The organism is Dyadobacter chenwenxiniae (assembly GCF_022869785.1).
Taxonomy (GTDB): domain Bacteria; phylum Bacteroidota; class Bacteroidia; order Cytophagales; family Spirosomataceae; genus Dyadobacter; species Dyadobacter chenwenxiniae.
Window position 1 is genome coordinate 1,877,339 of record NZ_CP094997.1, and the last position, 15,639, is coordinate 1,892,977.

The 15,639-nt window shown below is 44.3% G+C and carries 17 protein-coding genes; 11 read left to right on the plus strand and 6 right to left on the minus strand.

Going from position 1 to position 15,639, the window contains the following annotated elements:
* Positions 1-219 precede the first annotated feature (219 nt).
* Positions 220-1,122, plus strand: coding sequence for a PIG-L deacetylase family protein (locus MUK70_RS07725; RefSeq protein ID WP_234656014.1), 903 nt, complete (start codon positions 220-222; stop codon positions 1,120-1,122).
* A gap of 129 nt (positions 1,123-1,251) precedes the next feature.
* Here MUK70_RS07725 and nspC read toward each other — a convergent pair whose 3' ends face one another.
* The gene (gene nspC, locus MUK70_RS07730) at positions 1,252-2,409 is read right to left on the minus strand and encodes a carboxynorspermidine decarboxylase (RefSeq protein WP_234656013.1); all 1,158 of its coding nucleotides are present in this window, start codon (positions 2,407-2,409) and stop codon (positions 1,252-1,254) included.
* 121 nt (positions 2,410-2,530) lie between these two features.
* Between nspC and MUK70_RS07735 the strand changes: the two genes are divergently transcribed.
* The 3 genes from MUK70_RS07735 to MUK70_RS07745 all read left to right on the plus strand — a co-directional run bounded on the left by MUK70_RS07735 (position 2,531) and on the right by MUK70_RS07745 (position 4,739).
* Entirely contained in the window at positions 2,531-3,118 is a 588-nt protein-coding gene (locus MUK70_RS07735; protein ID WP_234656012.1) for a 3'-5' exonuclease, read from the plus strand.
* Positions 3,115-3,996, plus strand: coding sequence for a bestrophin family protein (locus MUK70_RS07740; protein WP_234656011.1), 882 nt, complete (start codon positions 3,115-3,117; stop codon positions 3,994-3,996). The genes MUK70_RS07735 and MUK70_RS07740 overlap by 4 nt, the downstream gene beginning before the upstream one ends.
* Before the next feature lie 326 nt (positions 3,997-4,322).
* Complete coding sequence (locus MUK70_RS07745; protein WP_234656010.1) at positions 4,323-4,739, plus strand: hypothetical protein; 417 nt, start codon at positions 4,323-4,325, stop codon at positions 4,737-4,739.
* Between the two features lie 77 nt (positions 4,740-4,816).
* On the opposite strand, the gene MUK70_RS07750 is transcribed toward MUK70_RS07745, so the two are convergent.
* The 4 genes from MUK70_RS07750 to MUK70_RS07765 form a co-directional block, all read right to left on the minus strand.
* Positions 4,817-5,437, minus strand: coding sequence for a DUF6134 family protein (locus MUK70_RS07750; RefSeq protein ID WP_234605087.1), 621 nt, complete (start codon positions 5,435-5,437; stop codon positions 4,817-4,819).
* A 194-nt stretch (positions 5,438-5,631) separates the two neighbouring features.
* Positions 5,632-6,270: a hypothetical protein gene (locus tag MUK70_RS07755; protein ID WP_234656009.1), complete on the minus strand. Its 639-nt coding sequence runs from the start codon at positions 6,268-6,270 to the stop codon at positions 5,632-5,634.
* A gap of 88 nt (positions 6,271-6,358) precedes the next feature.
* A complete protein-coding gene (locus MUK70_RS07760) occupies positions 6,359-6,742 on the minus strand; it encodes a hypothetical protein (RefSeq protein WP_244784753.1) in 384 nt (127 codons plus the stop codon).
* Positions 6,729-7,865 carry a serine hydrolase domain-containing protein gene (locus MUK70_RS07765; RefSeq protein WP_244784755.1) on the minus strand — a complete coding sequence of 379 codons (1,137 nt, stop codon included), beginning with the start codon at positions 7,863-7,865 and terminating at the stop codon, positions 6,729-6,731. The genes MUK70_RS07760 and MUK70_RS07765 overlap by 14 nt, the downstream gene beginning before the upstream one ends.
* Before the next feature lie 308 nt (positions 7,866-8,173).
* On the opposite strand from MUK70_RS07765, the gene MUK70_RS07770 reads away from it, so the two are divergent.
* The gene (locus tag MUK70_RS07770; protein ID WP_234605095.1) at positions 8,174-9,337 is read left to right on the plus strand and encodes an MFS transporter; all 1,164 of its coding nucleotides are present in this window, start codon (positions 8,174-8,176) and stop codon (positions 9,335-9,337) included.
* An 80-nt stretch (positions 9,338-9,417) separates the two neighbouring features.
* On the plus strand, positions 9,418-10,419 hold the full coding sequence (locus tag MUK70_RS07775; RefSeq protein WP_234656007.1) for an alpha/beta fold hydrolase: 1,002 nt from the start codon (positions 9,418-9,420) through the stop codon (positions 10,417-10,419).
* Between the two features lie 42 nt (positions 10,420-10,461).
* Here the strand turns inward: MUK70_RS07775 and MUK70_RS07780 are convergent, their stop codons facing one another.
* Complete coding sequence (locus tag MUK70_RS07780; protein WP_234656006.1) at positions 10,462-11,382, minus strand: sugar phosphate isomerase/epimerase family protein; 921 nt, start codon at positions 11,380-11,382, stop codon at positions 10,462-10,464.
* A gap of 182 nt (positions 11,383-11,564) precedes the next feature.
* Here MUK70_RS07780 and MUK70_RS07785 point away from each other — a divergent pair, with 182 nt between their 5' ends.
* From MUK70_RS07785 to MUK70_RS07805, 5 genes are all read left to right on the plus strand, one after another.
* Positions 11,565-12,257 (plus strand): hypothetical protein, encoded by a 693-nt coding sequence (locus MUK70_RS07785; protein WP_234656005.1) that lies wholly within the window; start codon positions 11,565-11,567, stop codon positions 12,255-12,257.
* 19 nt (positions 12,258-12,276) lie between these two features.
* Entirely contained in the window at positions 12,277-13,290 is a 1,014-nt protein-coding gene (locus MUK70_RS07790; protein WP_234656004.1) for a hypothetical protein, read from the plus strand.
* Between the two features lie 48 nt (positions 13,291-13,338).
* Positions 13,339-14,358, plus strand: coding sequence for a Ppx/GppA phosphatase family protein (locus MUK70_RS07795; RefSeq protein WP_234656003.1), 1,020 nt, complete (start codon positions 13,339-13,341; stop codon positions 14,356-14,358).
* 98 nt (positions 14,359-14,456) lie between these two features.
* Positions 14,457-14,957 carry a hypothetical protein gene (locus tag MUK70_RS07800; protein ID WP_234656002.1) on the plus strand — a complete coding sequence of 167 codons (501 nt, stop codon included), beginning with the start codon at positions 14,457-14,459 and terminating at the stop codon, positions 14,955-14,957.
* Positions 14,939-15,604 carry a hypothetical protein gene (locus MUK70_RS07805; protein WP_234656001.1) on the plus strand — a complete coding sequence of 222 codons (666 nt, stop codon included), beginning with the start codon at positions 14,939-14,941 and terminating at the stop codon, positions 15,602-15,604. Before MUK70_RS07800 ends, MUK70_RS07805 begins: the two co-directional genes overlap by 19 nt.
* Positions 15,605-15,639: the final 35 nt, after the last annotated feature.

Consider the following 15,639-nt stretch of genomic DNA (forward strand, 5'->3'; position numbering starts at 1 on the left):
AGCGGGGGCACTTTAAATATTTGCCGCTGAACATTAACCGGTTGTGAATCTGGCATGTTAACAAGGCTAAATTTTTCTGCTCTCATTTCTCCAAAAGACGCTTTTGCATCACATTTAACGGATGCGATGACTTCAAAAAATGCACAAAGTTTTTAATAAAAAAAACTACAAATTTTAATTCCTATTTTGCAGTATTCCCAACCTAAATCAATTTAACCGATGAAGAAATTTTTATTTCTGACTGTCCTGCTAACTTGGCAAACGGTCGCTTATTCACAAACCACAAAGGAAACGGAGAAAACGCCATTGAAAATTATCGTCTTCGGAGCACATCCCGATGACTGCGACCTGGGTGCAGGCGGTGTCGCTTCCATTTATTCCTCCATGGGCCATAAGGTGAAATTTGTTTCGCTTACCAACGGCGACGCGGGCCATCAGGACATCGGCGGCGGAGAGCTCGCCAGACGCAGGCTGAATGAAACAAAAGAAGTGGCGAAGCGACTGGGCATCGAATACGACGTGCTCGACAACCACGACGGCGAGCTTTTTCCGACATTGGAAAACCGATTGGCCGTCATCCGTAAAATACGCGAATGGAGTGCAGATGTAGTAATTGCACCCAGAACCAACGATTACCATCCTGATCACCGCAATACTGGCGTGGTTGTACAGGATGCATCTTACCTCGTTATCGTGCCTAATATTCTTAGTAGTGTGCCTCCATTGGTCAAAAATCCAGTTTTCCTCTATTTCAGAGACCGCTTTCAGCGCCCGAATCCATTCCGCCCGGACATTGCTATTGATATTACAACTGCTATTACTAAAAAAGTGGATGGGCTGGATGCACATGTCTCGCAGTTTTATGAATGGCTACCCTGGACAAGTCAGGATCTTGCTAATGTTCCCAAAGGCACGGAAGAGAGAAAAAAGTGGCTGCTGGCAGCGACGGAAAAACGTTCTTCTATCACACCGGAGATCAAGCTTACGGTAGAAAAGTGGTATGGAAAAGAGCAAGCTGAGAAGGTCAGATTTGTGGAAGTTTTTGAGATTACCGAATATGGAAAACAGCCTTCACCGGAAGAGATCAGAAGGCTTTTCCCCATGTTACCACAGGGAAATTAATGTCATAAACCCGAACTAATTCGCTAATTGATATAACAAAAATCCCTCGTTCGGATCGTCAAAATATGACGATAACCTGAACGAGGGATTACTTTTTCAATCGATACGCCCGTGAAAAAGGAGTGTTTACTACGATAACCTATATTTAAAACTCTCGTAACCAAACGATTTTATCAATTTAAAATCGCCTTCCATATCCTTCAAACCAATGGAAGGTAAATTAACACCGTTAAATGTTGTAGTTTTCACCATTGTGTAGTGTATCATATCCTCAAATATGATTTTATCTCCAGCAGCTAGCGGTCTGTCGAATGAATAGTCGCCAATAAAGTCTCCTGCCAGGCATGTCATCCCGCCCATTCTATATGTAGGCTTTCCTATGACAGCTTCCATGCTTGCACCTGTGATGGCGGGCTTGTAAGGCATCTCCAGAGTATCGGGCATGTGGGCTGCGAACGAGCTGTCGAGGATCGCAACATCAATGCCCTGACTGTCCATCACATCCAGCACAGTAGTGACCAGAACACCGGTGCGCCAGGCTATGGCTGAACCTGGTTCAAGTATCACATCCAGATCATATTTAGCCTTTATATTACTAACTAAATTTATTAGTTTTTCAATATCGTAGCCTTCTCTTGTCATTAAATGTCCGCCTCCCATGTTTAACCACTTGGCCTGATGCAGCAAGTCTCCAAAGCGGGATTCCAGCGCTTCCAATGTTCGCTCCAAAGTGTCTGAGCCATTCTCGCAAAGCGTGTGGAAATGAATGCCGTCAATTCCTTCGGGCAGTGTGTCAGGCATTTTGTCGCGCGTGATTCCTAACCGTGATCCCGGAACACAGGGGTTATACATATCCGTGGCAACTTCCGAATACTGTGGGTTCACACGAATACCACACGAAAGCGCATGATCCGGGTTGGCGGTTTTGAATGCTTCTACCCTATCGCTGAACCGCTCCCATTGGCTCAGCGAATTAAATGTAATGTGACTGCTTCGTTCCATGATCTCACCAAATTCGCTGTCGAGATACGCTGGCATGTATGTATGCGCCTGGTAACCCATGAAATCATTGATCAATTTCACTTCATTCAGCGAACTTGCTGTGGCTCCGCTGAGATATTCTTTCACAATGGGAAAAGCGCTGAACATAGAGAATCCTTTGAGGGCCAGGATGATCTTGCAACCTGCCGCCTGCTGCACCGAATCGATCAGGCTGAGGTTCTGGCGCAGCAGCGCTTCGTCCAGAACAAAACAAGGTGATGGTATTTCGTTGTAATCGATGGGCATTTTATATAAATGAATAATGAATGAATCAGCTAAAATGTAATGTTTCTCTAATTTTGTACACAAAAGTATAAGTTTGAGTTTCAAAACAGGTCGTATTTTCTGTCAACAATAAAACCACTGCATGGCATTCCTCGTATTAGACATTGAAATGACAGGCCCGGAACCGGGCTGGAATGAGATCATACAGATCGGAGCAGAGTTTTTTGACGACAACTGGCGTTCGCTAGGCACCTACTTACAAAATGTTTATCCTGAAAATGAGGAGGCTTTTTCCGTAAAATCAGAGGAAGTGCATGGGCTTTCGATGGCAGATCTGGAAGATGCGCCGATGATTTATGATGTTTTGCCGGAGTTTGAAAAGTGGCTCAAAAAACTGAATGCTGGAAAGCCAAACCTTACCAACGTCATCATTTGTGGCCAGAGCGTCATTAATGACATTAATTTCCTTCGTTATGCTTATCGCAACGAGAAAATGAAATGGGGCTTTTCCAACAAGCTGATTGACCTGCACACGGTCTCCTATTTGTTTTTCCAGATTTTGGAAAAGAATGGCAAGACGGTTCCCCGCTCACTGAGCCTCGGATCTGTGGCGACCTATTTTGGATTCGAGCGTGAGGAAGAAACGCACAATGCACTGGAAGACGCCCGCCTGACGGCAAAATGTCTGAAAGAGTTTTTTAAACTAATTGACAATGTTAAACTCAAATGATCGATTACAATCCTAAGGAGTGGTTCCGATACATCTTTTATTTCCAAAAAGGAGACACAGTCCGGAAACTCACCCCGCTCATTTTGACGATCGCAGTGTACTCGACTGCGGTTGCCTATCTATTGCTGATTCACTTCAAACTGAAAGAGAACACAGATCTGAAAAACATCTCCCTGATGCACTCATTGCTGGGATTTGTAATTTCTATGTTACTGGTTTTCAGGACCAATACGGCCTATGACCGCTGGTGGGAAGGGAGGAAACAATGGGGTTCGCTCATGAACAGCAGTCGGAATCTGGCACTTAAACTGAATGCGCTTTTGGGGAAAGATCATAAATTAGAGCGGGCATTTTTCATGAAAATGATTCCTAATTATGCATTTGCACTCAAAAACCACTTACGCACCGGTTACCGACCAGCAGAGTTTGATGATTCGGCCCTATTTTCAAAAAGCGAGCTGAATGTCCACAACCACATTCCTAACCAGATTGCCGCCGCAATCTTTGGGAAAGTTATTGAACTGCAGAAGAATGGCACTTTGCTGCCAGAACATATCCTTGTGCTAAATCATGAGCTGGAATCCTTTACTAATATCTGCGGGGCCTGCGAACGGATCAAGAATACGCCTATTCCCTTGTCGTACAGTTCATTCATTAAAAAATTTATCTTCATCTACTGCCTTACACTTCCTATCGGCTATGTTTTCAGCCTGCATTTTTTGGTGGTTCCGTTCGTCATGTTTGTGTTCTACATTTTAGCCAGCCTGGAAGTGATTGCTGAGGAAATTGAAGACCCATTTGGGGAAGACAGCAATGACCTGCCCATGGAACGGATCTGTCATGGCATACAAACGTCGGCACACGCATTGCTGCAATAATGACTAAATGGCACAGTTATTAGCAAGAAGTTAAAATCTGTTTAGAATTTGATTAAAATTTAATTTTTTTTGTACAAACAGGGAAAGCATATTTGACAGGTCTTTTTCAATTTTTTGCAAAATTCTCTTCAATTTTCGTTTTGTTAAAAACCTAATATTGTCATACTAACAAAACTTCCCGATTTCCTCTTTGAAATATCACCCGAAAAATCGAAAAGCAACATTTTTAGTCAAAAATCGGCCATTAGCGACCTGGCAAGAAAGTTTTTATATTCATGCCATCCCATGAAAGGGAGGTTATATTGTTCGATTAAATGACTAGTATCATGAATAAATCAACCTTTTTAATAGCTATATTTTTGTTTGCAGGACTGGTAACGTTGAATGCAAAAGCGCAGTCCATTGTTGATCCCGGCGTTTCGGTTCACAATTATAAACACCCGAATAAAGCCGCGAAGGCCAAGGCGAAACGCGGAAATGATGTGGTTGTGTATAATTTGAACACCATCGAAACATACAGCAAGCACCAGCGCAGTCGCTACGTAAGCAACACACCTAAGTACGCGCCGCGTCCGGCTACATTGGTTATCACGAAAAGATATACACCAGAAGGTGTCGATATCAACCCGCTGATTTCGCCGAGGAATTACAAAACGCCGACGAATACCGCAAGCAGCAACAACACGGAGGTTGCTGATTATTATAATAGTTCAGACAGCTCAGCTTATCCGACAGTCGACTAATGACTCCTAAATCCAAAAAGAAAGCCGGTTCAAAATATGAACCGGCTTTCTTTTTGACTGATTTCAATGGTTTTATCCTATAACCCGGAAACCTGCTTGTTTTCATTCAGCACGATCCTGAGTTTAAATCCCGCCAAATCTGTTTTCACTTCCCTGCAAAGGCCATTCTTATAAGAATAAATGCCTTGCTTACCGTCCGGGAGCGTTACGCCGTATTTTCCTTCGGATAACTTCTTGACGCTGCACATTTTGCCATAGCGCTCAGAATAAACCTCGGTTATATTGATGGGCTCCTTGTAATAAAGGCCTGTAATCGTCTCGCTGATCGGTGTGTTGAATGAGAGCCTTGGCTTATCCTCACCATCCTCACCGGAAAATAGCACTTCGTACGAACTCTTCGCAGCGCTCTTTGTAAGCGTTTTTTCCTTCAAATCGCCATTCACGTGGTGCGCACAGGTTGCAGAAACCAGTTTTCCGCCCGAGTAATTAGCCTGCGTAGAATATTGACCTTTATAAAACATCACCTTGAAGTTTGATTCAATGCGGTGCTGTTCTGTATTATCCTTTCCCTGGTCATCGAAAACCTTTAAAGATCCGATGGTGCGGCCGGCTACAATCACATCGTAAACATTTTGCGCCCTGGCTATTGACGCCGAAATAAATAACATGCCGAAAATCAAATACCCTGAAACCCTCATCTTTTGTCTGTTTGCTGTCGGAATAGTGCGTAGTTTATATAACTCTAAAGTATCGTTCCTATTGCCTACGATAAAGGTAATCAGCATTCCAGCATACTCAGCAGCCGCTCACAAAAAATCGTTAGGGGTAAAATGCGGACTGAATGGAGCATATTTACCCATTATCAAACCTTATCCGTCAGGCTTGTGGTTACTCAGAATTTCCCGAATTTGAATGTAACATTATAAGTAATGTTACTCAAATCGGAATCGGTGAGACCATTTCCCTTGCCTCCGAATGCCTGCCTGTATGAAACACCGGGGCTAAACCGCATCCATTTCAAAAGGTTGAACTCAACTTGCACGCCTGGCTCCATCAGAAAGAAAAATTTCGGATCCTGATCATCATGTTCGTCCCACTCGAAATCCCAGTCGTCCACATCCCGACGGTCGTATTGAAGTGTGAAACCGGTTCCGGTGAGTAAATTGAAGTTGAAATGAACCCATTTGGTGGAAGCCACCACATATTCTGTCATTAAACCGACCTGTCCATACTGATAAGTCATTTTTCTACCCGGAAACAGCTCGCTTTCAGCAGGAACGGGAATGTAGTTTGTTGTTGCCGCGAAGCCAACCCCAAGCATAAAGCGCTGATTGATAAACCAGCCTCCGTAAATGCCCGGCATATTGGCATAGCTGCCGTTTATTTTTGTAAACTTGTTCGAGATCGCTGCATATCCTCCCGAGCGGTGGATGCCGGAGCTTTTAAAAATGGTCTCGTTTTCTTGTGCTAGCATGTCGGATGCCGAAAGGGCTAACAAGCACATCATTAGCAAGCGTATATTTTTCATCATTTTCTGGATTTGTTTTCTCTCAGACAATCCAGAAAAACAACTCCCCTATTTCAACATTAAAATTATTTCAGCACAGGTTTCTTACCTTTCATTTGGCCAGCGAAAAGTCAAGCTGCTGGATCAGCGGTGGGTTTTCAGGTGACAAGGTGAAAAATACGCGGATGTTCCCATTCGGGCAGTTGAGCATAAAACTGCCTCTTAGCTGATTTTCCGCCTTGATTTCGGTTGATCCTGTCACATTGCCTGTTTGGGCAATGAGGTCGTCCAGCTCTTTCTTGCGATGACCTACGGATCTGTCCGGAAAGAAATTCTCAGCAAAAATTCCGCTTTGCTCTGCTCCCTCCCAATGCGGCAAAATGCTTAGTAATGCTGCTTTTCTCTCCCTCAAAACAGGTGAAACGTCCACAGCAAGCGGTTTTATGCCTGTTAACGTTATGAACGTGTCGAGCACGGCGGTGTTAATAGTGGCCATTCCTGCGTATGTGCGATTTGCGTGGGCCAGGATTCCGATGCCGTATTCTGGTAAGATCTGCCATTGACTGCCAAAGCCCCGGCAGGCCTCCCGTATGCCCGATGCCTGTGCGACCTTCGCAATCACGGCTCCAACGCAAACCGTAACCATAGGCCGAAGCCATCGCGCACGGACGGCCGCCCGGATATTTAAATTGTGCATTTAAACTATTAAAATTCCACGGCATCTGCATTTCCCGCACGCTTCTCAAAACAGGGCCTGTTTCAGGCACATTGCCCGCAGGCCATGCCGACAAATGAAACGCAACGTATTTGCTAAAATCGTCGATGGAGGTGATCAGTCCGCCCATAGCGCCATAGGTTCCGTCATGTTCCAATTCTTCCTCTTTCCATACGTCATCTTCGAAACGGTAACCGTGCGCTAACAGGTTTTGGGGTGCCTTAGTATATTCCCAAATGGTGTTGTCCATGCCCAATGGTTTGAAAATCACTTCGTCAATGTATTGTTGATAAGGTTTTCCCGAGACATTGCTAATGATCTTACCTAGCATAGCAAATCCCAGGTTGCTGTATTCATAAGTAATACCAGGAACATTAGAGAATGAAATTCCTTTTTTTATTAATTCAATCAACTGCTCGTCTTTTGTATCCAACTGCCTGTCGCCCCAGGGATTATCTTCCGGAAAGCCTGCCTGATGCGTTAACAAATGTCTGATAGTGATAGCCGGTGCGTCATTGGTAAGTGACGACATTTCCTTCAACTCAGGAATGTATAAATAGGCAGGATCGTCGAGTTTCAGCTTTCCCTCTTTTCTGAGTGCCAGAATTCCCATCGCCGTTACACTTTTGGACATCGACGCGATCCGGAACAATGAGCCCGGCGAAGCTTTGGTTTCCGTCGCGATCTCCGAAAAGCCCGTCGCACCGGATATCACAAGCTGGCCGTCGGCCACGATCCCGAATGCAACAGAAGGAAAATGGTTCTTTTCAGCGTAATCATGATACATTTTTTCAATCACCGGCAATGTGGCCTTAATTCTGGCAGCCCGGTCGCCGCTGCTGTCCTGGCCAAAACCGTTTGATATTAAAAGAAAACTAAGGAGTGAAGTAAGGGCAAATTTCATTTACGCAATGATTTTTATGATGGCTGAAAGGTGAATTTACAAAATGGATTACGCTATTTTCAAAAAGCATTGTCCAAAAATCCTGTTTCTTACTTTTGTACAACACATACTTTTTAATATTATTTAAAAAGTACAACAACGGTGAATTAAAATGTGCTGAAATCCGTTAATTTTGCATCAGGAAGAAGCTAGGAATAAATGCCATCTTCGTTTTTCACTATTCACAAAAATTAGAATCTTAAAAAAGTTATAACAAATAAACACGAATTGATAGTTGTACACACATCCGTCATTAAATTTTCACTCCTATGAATTATTCAATTTTTGCCCCCTCCGACTCCAGAAAGTATCTACGTCTCGCCGTTGCCGCTTTCTTCTTTGTGCAAGGACTTAGCTTCGCGGCCTGGGCCAGCCGTATTCCTGATATCAAGAATATGCTGCACCTGACCGAAGGCGGTTTGGGAACTGTTCTTTTAGCGTTGCCGATCGGCTTAATGGCCAGCTTACCCATCTCAGGCTGGATGGTGACACATTATGGCAGCAAGAAAATGGTCTTAATAGGCGCTATCTTATATGCTGTCACATTATCATTTATTGGTTTCGTGACAAGGACCGAGCATCTGGTCATCGCACTTTTCGCATTCGGACTTTGGGGAAACCTGACCAACATTGCAGTGAATACACAAGCCGTTGCGGTTGAGCAAGTCTACGGAAAATCCATCATGGCCTCATTTCATGGCCTTTGGAGCCTGGCAGGCTTTGTAAGCGCAATGATCGGCTCGTTCTTTATCTCGGTTAGTATCCCTCCTCATATTCATTTTAGTATTATTGCGCTGGCTGCATTCATTATCATTTTCACCGCATACAAGCACACCATGCCTGATAGCGAGAAAAACGAAGACGAAGCGCAACCTATGTTTGTTAAACCAGACCGTGATTTGCTAATGCTGGGTCTTATCGGATTCTGTGCGATGGTCTGCGAAGGCGCGATGTTCGATTGGAGTGGCGTTTATTTCCAGGAAGCAGTGCACGTGCCGGCATCACTGACTACGCTTGGTTACGTGGCTTTCATGGGCACAATGACAGGCGGACGTTTTGCCGGCGACTGGCTTGCTAACCGCATCGGACGTAAGAAAATGTTGCAGATCAGCGGTTTGCTAATGGGCTTGGGGCTTGCGATTGCAGTTTTATTCCCGTTCCTGGTTCCGGCAACCTTTGGTTTCTTACTGGTTGGATTCGGCGTTTCTTCGGTTGTTCCGCTGGTTTACAGTGCGGCCGGAAAATCAACCACCATGTCGGCGGGAATGGCATTAGCAGCGGTTTCATCCATCAGCTTCATCGGCTTCCTGATCGGGCCTCCTTTGATCGGGATTGTAGCGCAGTTCGCTGATTTGAGATGGTCATTCGGCATCGTCGGCGTGCTTGCATCATTGACGGCGTTTCTGTCAGCGAAAGCCAAATTGATTCAGTAAGGCATCTTTGGTACACTATTTTCAGTTATAAAAAGGATAATCGTGAGGTTATCCTTTTTTACATTTAAAGCATTTCCAAAATGAAGAACCTGCTCCTGCCGTTCGTGTTTGCAATTTCATTTGTTCCACAACTTCATGCACAGAAAGACTCGCTGCGTAACCTGGATATCAATCTTGAAAATTACAATTATCCGTTTTCTGTTTCTTACCTCGAATTTGAATCCCAAGGCGAAAAGTTGAGAATGGCCTATATGGATGTTAAACCGACGCGAGCGAACGGCAAGAGCATTATGCTGCTGCATGGCAAGAATTTCAACGGCGCTTACTGGGAACAAACCACCAAAGCATTGACAGACAAGGGTTACCGGGTAATCATTCCCGATCAAATCGGATTTGGGAAATCGTCCAAGCCAGCACATTTCCAATATTCCTTTCATGAGCTTGCCGCGAACACCAAAAGGGTTTTGGATGAACTGAAAATTACCAAAGTCATCGTTCTGGGACATTCTGTGGGCGGAATGGTCGCTACCAGGTTCGCAGTCATGTATCCCGAAATGGTGGAAAAATTTATTCTTGAAAATCCAATCGGGCTGGAAGATTATAAGCTGAAAGTGCCTTACCAATCCGTTGATAAATGGTATCAAAGTGAGCTAAAAAGTGATGTCAAGTCCATTAAGAACTATCAGTTGACAAGTTACTATGATGGAAAATGGAAGCCTGAATACAGCCGCTGGGTAAATTTGCTTGCGGGATGGACATTGAATAAGGACTATCCAAGAATCGCCTGGAATTCTGCGTTAACGTATGATATGATTTACACGCAGCCCGTTTGCTATGATTTTGATAAAATAACGGCGCCAGCATTGCTGATCATCGGTCAGCGTGATCGCAGTGCAGTTGGAAAAAATCTGGCGCCGGAAGATGTGAGAAAAACGCTTGGAAATTATCCTGCATTGGGAAAAATTACCCAGTCAAAAATAAAGAATAGCCAATTGGTCGAGCTTGATGACATTGGCCATTCGCCGCACATTGAAGATTTTGAACGCTTTATTCAGCCACTTTTGAAGTTTTTAGCCATTTAAAATCGCTTGCTAACAAGCAGATTTTATATGGCTGTAGGATTCTCAGCCAAGAAACTGGCGCAGATAATTCCTGCTGGTTAAAATTGCGCTTTGCACATCCGTAATGCTTCCTTCGTAAGCTTTGTCTTCCACCTCGATTACAACAGGACCGCGGTAGCGAACGTCCGTTAAAGCTGCAAAGAATGCGCGCCAGTTCACGTCTCCCAACCCAGGCAACTTTGGTGAATGATATTCAAGCGGGTTTGCCATGATGCCTACCCTATCCAGTTTGTCTTTGTAAATTTTGGCGTCCTTTAAATGAATGTGGTGCAACCGTTCCTTGTAGTCATAAATCGGCTTGGTTTCACTCATCATTTGCCAGATCATGTGTGAAGGATCGTAGTTCAGTCCAAAAATAGGGCTTGGAATGATCTCAAACATTCGGTCCCAAACCGCAGGACTGATCGCCAGATTTTTACCGCCCGGCCACTCGTCGTCCGTGAAGAACATGGGGCAGTTCTCAATTCCGATTTTCACATTATTTTCCTCAGCAACCTTTACGATTGCAGGCCACACATCCGCAAATTTGGCCAGGTTCTCCTTAATGCTCTTCGCCGGATTACGCCCGATAAATGTGGTCACCACCGGAATGTTCAGCTTCGCCGCTCCACGGATCACCTGTTTGATATGTTCTATGTAATATCCGGAACGCTCCTCGTCCGGGTCCAGCGGATTGGGATAGTAACCCAGCGCGGAGATCGTAACATTTGCTTCTTTTAATGTATGTTTGATAACCGAAATCCGCTCCGGCGTCAGATTATTCACGTCGATGTGCGTCACGCCGGCATATCGCCTGCTATCCGCATTATCCGATGGCCAGCACATCATTTCCACGCAAGAAAATCCGTGGTTACCCGCAAACTGAACCACGTGTTCAAAGCCGAAATCGCCCAGAATGGCGCTGTTAAAACCTAGTTTAAGCATAAGGATTTAGTTTTTGAGGCAAACTTCACCAAAAAACCGGCGGCATTCAAGAATCATCCGCAATTCTATCCAAATTTTCCGCGGCTTCATCAATTCAGGTCACCATTGGTAATTATCGTACGGTACGAAATCCTTTTAATTTTAGTAATATTGATCTAACAAAATCAACACTTTATACGCATATGGCAGATTCAGAACCGGGTATTGGAAAGAGAATACTCAGCTTTTTTATCAAGGAGGGTGAGGAACCGATCAGGCCGACGGCAACCCCAACAGCGGCAGCGGCTAATGCGGCACCGGAAGCTCCCAAACCAGTCATCGCGAACACGGCCCCGAATGCTGCGGGCACAGGCAACATCGACAAGAAATTTACAGAACATTTCGTGAGTTTGCTAGAAAAAGCCAACCTGCCGGGGCCCGATTATTTTGAATACAAGCAGGCGCTGCAAAGCATGGAAGGCCTTGGGTTAGGAGAAGAAAAGCAGTTTCAGGCCGCATGGGCCAGTTTCAAGGCTATGGGCGGTGTGAAGGAAACCACGGTTTTAAACACATCGGCCAACCAATATCTTGGCATTTTAGACAAAGACCGGGCTTCCTTCTTGAAAGACGTAGAAAAAGCGATCAAAGACCGTGTCGGGGCGCTGCAGGATGAGGAAAAACGGCTGGAAGATTCGAACAAGGCCATTGCCCAGCAAATTGCTGACCTTCAAAAGAAAATGGACGAGAACAAAAGTCGGCTCGGTCAGATTTCAGGGGAAGTGGCGGAACAAAGTGCGAAGATCAATGCGAATAAGGATAGCTTTGAAATTACCTATCTGAGTTTCGTGGACCAGATTAAATCGGATTTAAATAAAATCAATCAATATCTTAAATAACCTAACATTTCGATCAACAATGGCTACACCAGATTTTACTCAAATCGGAGGCTCGCAGGAAGACGCTTCAAAGCGATCTTACTGGAGTAAACCCGAAGGCATAACCTCACTCCTTTTTCTTGGAGGAGCCGGGGCGATAACCCTTTATTTTTGGAATAAAATCGCGGCTTTCCTGATAGAAGTGACAAAAAACACGCTCTATCTCGGCTTTTTAATGGCTATGCTCGCGCTAGTTATATTCCTTTTTACCAGCAAAGACGTTAGGACAGCGGTTTTCTTCCTGTTCAAAACATTCATGCGCAACATTACAGGGCTGATTATCAAGCTGGATCCGATTGCGATCATGAAAATTTACATTGATGACCTGAAAGAAAAGAGAGAAAAAATGCAGGGTCAGATCAACACACTTGCTGGTCAGCTTGTGAAATTGAATAAGAACATTAATGAGAATAATGAGCAGATCAAGCAGAAATTCGCGGAAGCTAACAAAGCGAGCACCATGCTGGATCGTCCGGGAATGAAGGAAACGGCCTCGCTAGCTACGATTGAAGGAGCAGGTTTACAGGAAATGAACGAGAAGCTTTTCCCGCTGCAACGCAATATGAAAACGGTGCTGGAATTTATGGAAAAAGTAAACAAAAGCGCTGATTACATTATTAAGGAGACGGAGATAAAGGTTAAACTTAAAGAAGCGGAATATAGAATTGTAAAAGAAAGCTCCAATGCATTGCGTACGGCTATCAGCATCTTTAAGGGAAATCCGGACAAAAAGTTCTATTTCGACGAGTCGATGGAATACATTCAGGACGATATGAGCCAGAAATTGGGTGAGATGAAACGTGCGATGGATCTGTCACTGGACTTTATCAACGGTGTGGATGTTCAGAACGGATTGCTTTCGGACAAAGGTCAGGCGATGCTTGAAGCTTATAATTCCGGTCAGTTCAAACTCATCCAGCTCGATAATCCGCAGCCTGTTAACCGCTCGGTAGAAACTCCGAAAGATTCGAGCTATAAAGGTTTACTGGACTAAAATTCTTCCTTACTTCGATTTACATTATTCATTTTACACAAAATATCAATGAAAAGACTAACAGTTGCAGGCAGGTTAATCATCACCGCTATCATTCTCGGGGCCATATTTTTGGGATATAAATATCTGGGCGGCGAAAAAGCTTTGAACCAAATGAGTGAAGATAGGGCGCAAAGTCCGCAGACAGAGGCAAGCAACACCGATCCCGATTTGCCTTCGGCAGAAACACCGACAGAAAATTCAGAAGCAACAAGCACAGAAGTTTCAACATTCAGCTACACGCCGCCTGCTCCGGTGGACGGAAAATTGCGTGGTGTCGTTGAGCTAGGCGCAAGCGGTTTTAATTCATTCATTATTAAGGTTGACAAAGAAAAACGCTGGTCACTGGAAAAATCTGAATTCGGAAACAGCCTTGTAACTGAGAATATGGCAACGGATGAAGATGTCAGAATCGGCCTGAAAAAATACATTGCCGGCATGCTGGATTACGGCGTAGGCAGTAAAGACATCCACTTTGTTGTGAGCTCAGGCGCTGCAAAAGCTGATGTTACCGTGAAAATTACACGTGTTTTGAAGTCGTTAGGATATGTGGTAAACCAGGTTACAGCCGAGCAGGAAGGTCAATTGGCATTAAAATCTGTGTTGCCGACTGAGTACGCGGGCAAAGCATTTGTGGTTGACGTTGGTTCTGGAAATACTAAAATTTCCTGGATTGAGAATGGAAAGGTTTCTGCGCTTGAATCTTATGGTGCGAAATATTTTCAGGACGGAACGGATGATTCCAAGGTTTATCAGGAAGTAAGCGCCAAGGCGAAACAAATTCCGGAGGATTTGAGAAAAACTTGCTTCATCATCGGCGGCGTTCCTTTTGAAATGGCAAAAGAAGTGCGCAAAGGAAAAGAACGTTACACCACATTGAGCGCGCCATTGGCATATTCAAAATTGACAAATGCCAAATCAAAAGCCGGCGTGAACATTTACAAAGCGGTGACGGACGCAACTGGCTGCCAGCAATTTGTGTTCGACTGGGATGCAAACTTTACGATCGGATTTTTGTTAGGATTATGAGTTAACAGAAGCTAAGCTGATTTTGGAGGAGGGGAAATTTACAAATGTAAAACTCCCCTCCTCTTTTGTTATCTTTCCCTTTTATTGCAAATTATCACATGACACTATCCCAACTCTTCACTTCCATTTCGGAAAACCCCTGGCCGCTGGCCATCTTCTTCATTATGTTACCCGTTTTTGCCTGGATTATCGGACTAGCCGCTCATGGCAGCAAAGATGTCAAATTTTGGAGTTACGTTTATGCCGTACTCGTTTACGCAGTCTGCATTCCCGGAATTTTCGCCGTCACCCTTAACATTTATCTTTTTTTGTTTGAAAGGCAAAGTGTTTGGCAGGCAAACATCATTATGCAGTTTTTGCCGATCATTTCTATGGGGTTGACATTAATGTTGATCAAAAGTAAGATCCCGTTTTCGGTCATTCCTGGTTTTGGCAAAATTTCCGGATTTCTGACATTGATTTTTGCACTCATCGGCGTCATGTGGTTTGTCGACAGAATCCACTTAGTAGCATGGACTTACGTTCCATTTAGTGCCATTTTAGTCGGTTTTGTGCTCACTTTAATAGCGATTAGATTTGCATGGAGCAGATTGTTCTGACCAAGGGCTCGTATATACAAATCTCAATCGACGAAAATCAGCGGATTTTCGCGCGCGAGCTGGTTGAGCATTCACTTCGTCATCATCATGTCGCCAATATTTGGGACAAGCACAATGACAAACTTTCGCAAACAAGAATGATGCGTTTTACCGGAAGTTTGGGCGAAGTCATTTTCGCTGACTGCTATCACTTGCCACGACCGGCCAAATCCTTTGGAGCAACGGATGGTCAGGATTGGGGTCAGGACTTTTTGATCAAATCAGAAGAACATTCATTTTCAGTGGACATCAAATCCATGAAGCGCCGAACCGGCATGTTGGGCTCCGATTATGTACTAAACATTCCGTCGTCCCAACTGCACAAACCCAATTCAAAAACTTCACATTACTTCTGCATTTCCTTCCATCAATGTCCGACGGAAGGAACCGTCGCTTCCCTGCTCGGCTTCATTGACAAGGTTGCCTTAGAAAAAGGCGAAATCGGAACCCTTTACAAAAGCGGAACAAAACGCATCCGCTCCGACGGAACTTCCTTCACATTTTATGAAAACACATATGAAGTTTTGTTCCGGGACATTGATCCTCCTGTGGTGACGAGTCATATCAGTAGACTGCCAGGCTTTCGGATTTGTGCGTTGCAATCATGAATTTTATACGTATATTTAAATGCTTTTATTCAATA

Coding starts and splice junctions, on each gene's coding strand:
- MUK70_RS07725 (WP_234656014.1), top strand. CDS start 220: ATGAAGAAATTTTTATTTCTGACTGTCCTGCTAACTTGGCAAACGGTC.
- nspC (WP_234656013.1), bottom strand. CDS start 2,409: ATGCCCATCGATTACAACGAAATACCATCACCTTGTTTTGTTCTGGAC.
- MUK70_RS07735 (WP_234656012.1), top strand. CDS start 2,531: ATGGCATTCCTCGTATTAGACATTGAAATGACAGGCCCGGAACCGGGC.
- MUK70_RS07740 (WP_234656011.1), top strand. CDS start 3,115: ATGATCGATTACAATCCTAAGGAGTGGTTCCGATACATCTTTTATTTC.
- MUK70_RS07745 (WP_234656010.1), top strand. CDS start 4,323: ATGAATAAATCAACCTTTTTAATAGCTATATTTTTGTTTGCAGGACTG.
- MUK70_RS07750 (WP_234605087.1), bottom strand. CDS start 5,437: ATGAGGGTTTCAGGGTATTTGATTTTCGGCATGTTATTTATTTCGGCG.
- MUK70_RS07755 (WP_234656009.1), bottom strand. CDS start 6,270: ATGATGAAAAATATACGCTTGCTAATGATGTGCTTGTTAGCCCTTTCG.
- MUK70_RS07760 (WP_244784753.1), bottom strand. CDS start 6,742: ATGGCCACTATTAACACCGCCGTGCTCGACACGTTCATAACGTTAACA.
- MUK70_RS07765 (WP_244784755.1), bottom strand. CDS start 7,865: ATGAAATTTGCCCTTACTTCACTCCTTAGTTTTCTTTTAATATCAAAC.
- MUK70_RS07770 (WP_234605095.1), top strand. CDS start 8,174: ATGAATTATTCAATTTTTGCCCCCTCCGACTCCAGAAAGTATCTACGT.
- MUK70_RS07775 (WP_234656007.1), top strand. CDS start 9,418: ATGAAGAACCTGCTCCTGCCGTTCGTGTTTGCAATTTCATTTGTTCCA.
- MUK70_RS07780 (WP_234656006.1), bottom strand. CDS start 11,382: ATGCTTAAACTAGGTTTTAACAGCGCCATTCTGGGCGATTTCGGCTTT.
- MUK70_RS07785 (WP_234656005.1), top strand. CDS start 11,565: ATGGCAGATTCAGAACCGGGTATTGGAAAGAGAATACTCAGCTTTTTT.
- MUK70_RS07790 (WP_234656004.1), top strand. CDS start 12,277: ATGGCTACACCAGATTTTACTCAAATCGGAGGCTCGCAGGAAGACGCT.
- MUK70_RS07795 (WP_234656003.1), top strand. CDS start 13,339: ATGAAAAGACTAACAGTTGCAGGCAGGTTAATCATCACCGCTATCATT.
- MUK70_RS07800 (WP_234656002.1), top strand. CDS start 14,457: ATGACACTATCCCAACTCTTCACTTCCATTTCGGAAAACCCCTGGCCG.
- MUK70_RS07805 (WP_234656001.1), top strand. CDS start 14,939: ATGGAGCAGATTGTTCTGACCAAGGGCTCGTATATACAAATCTCAATC.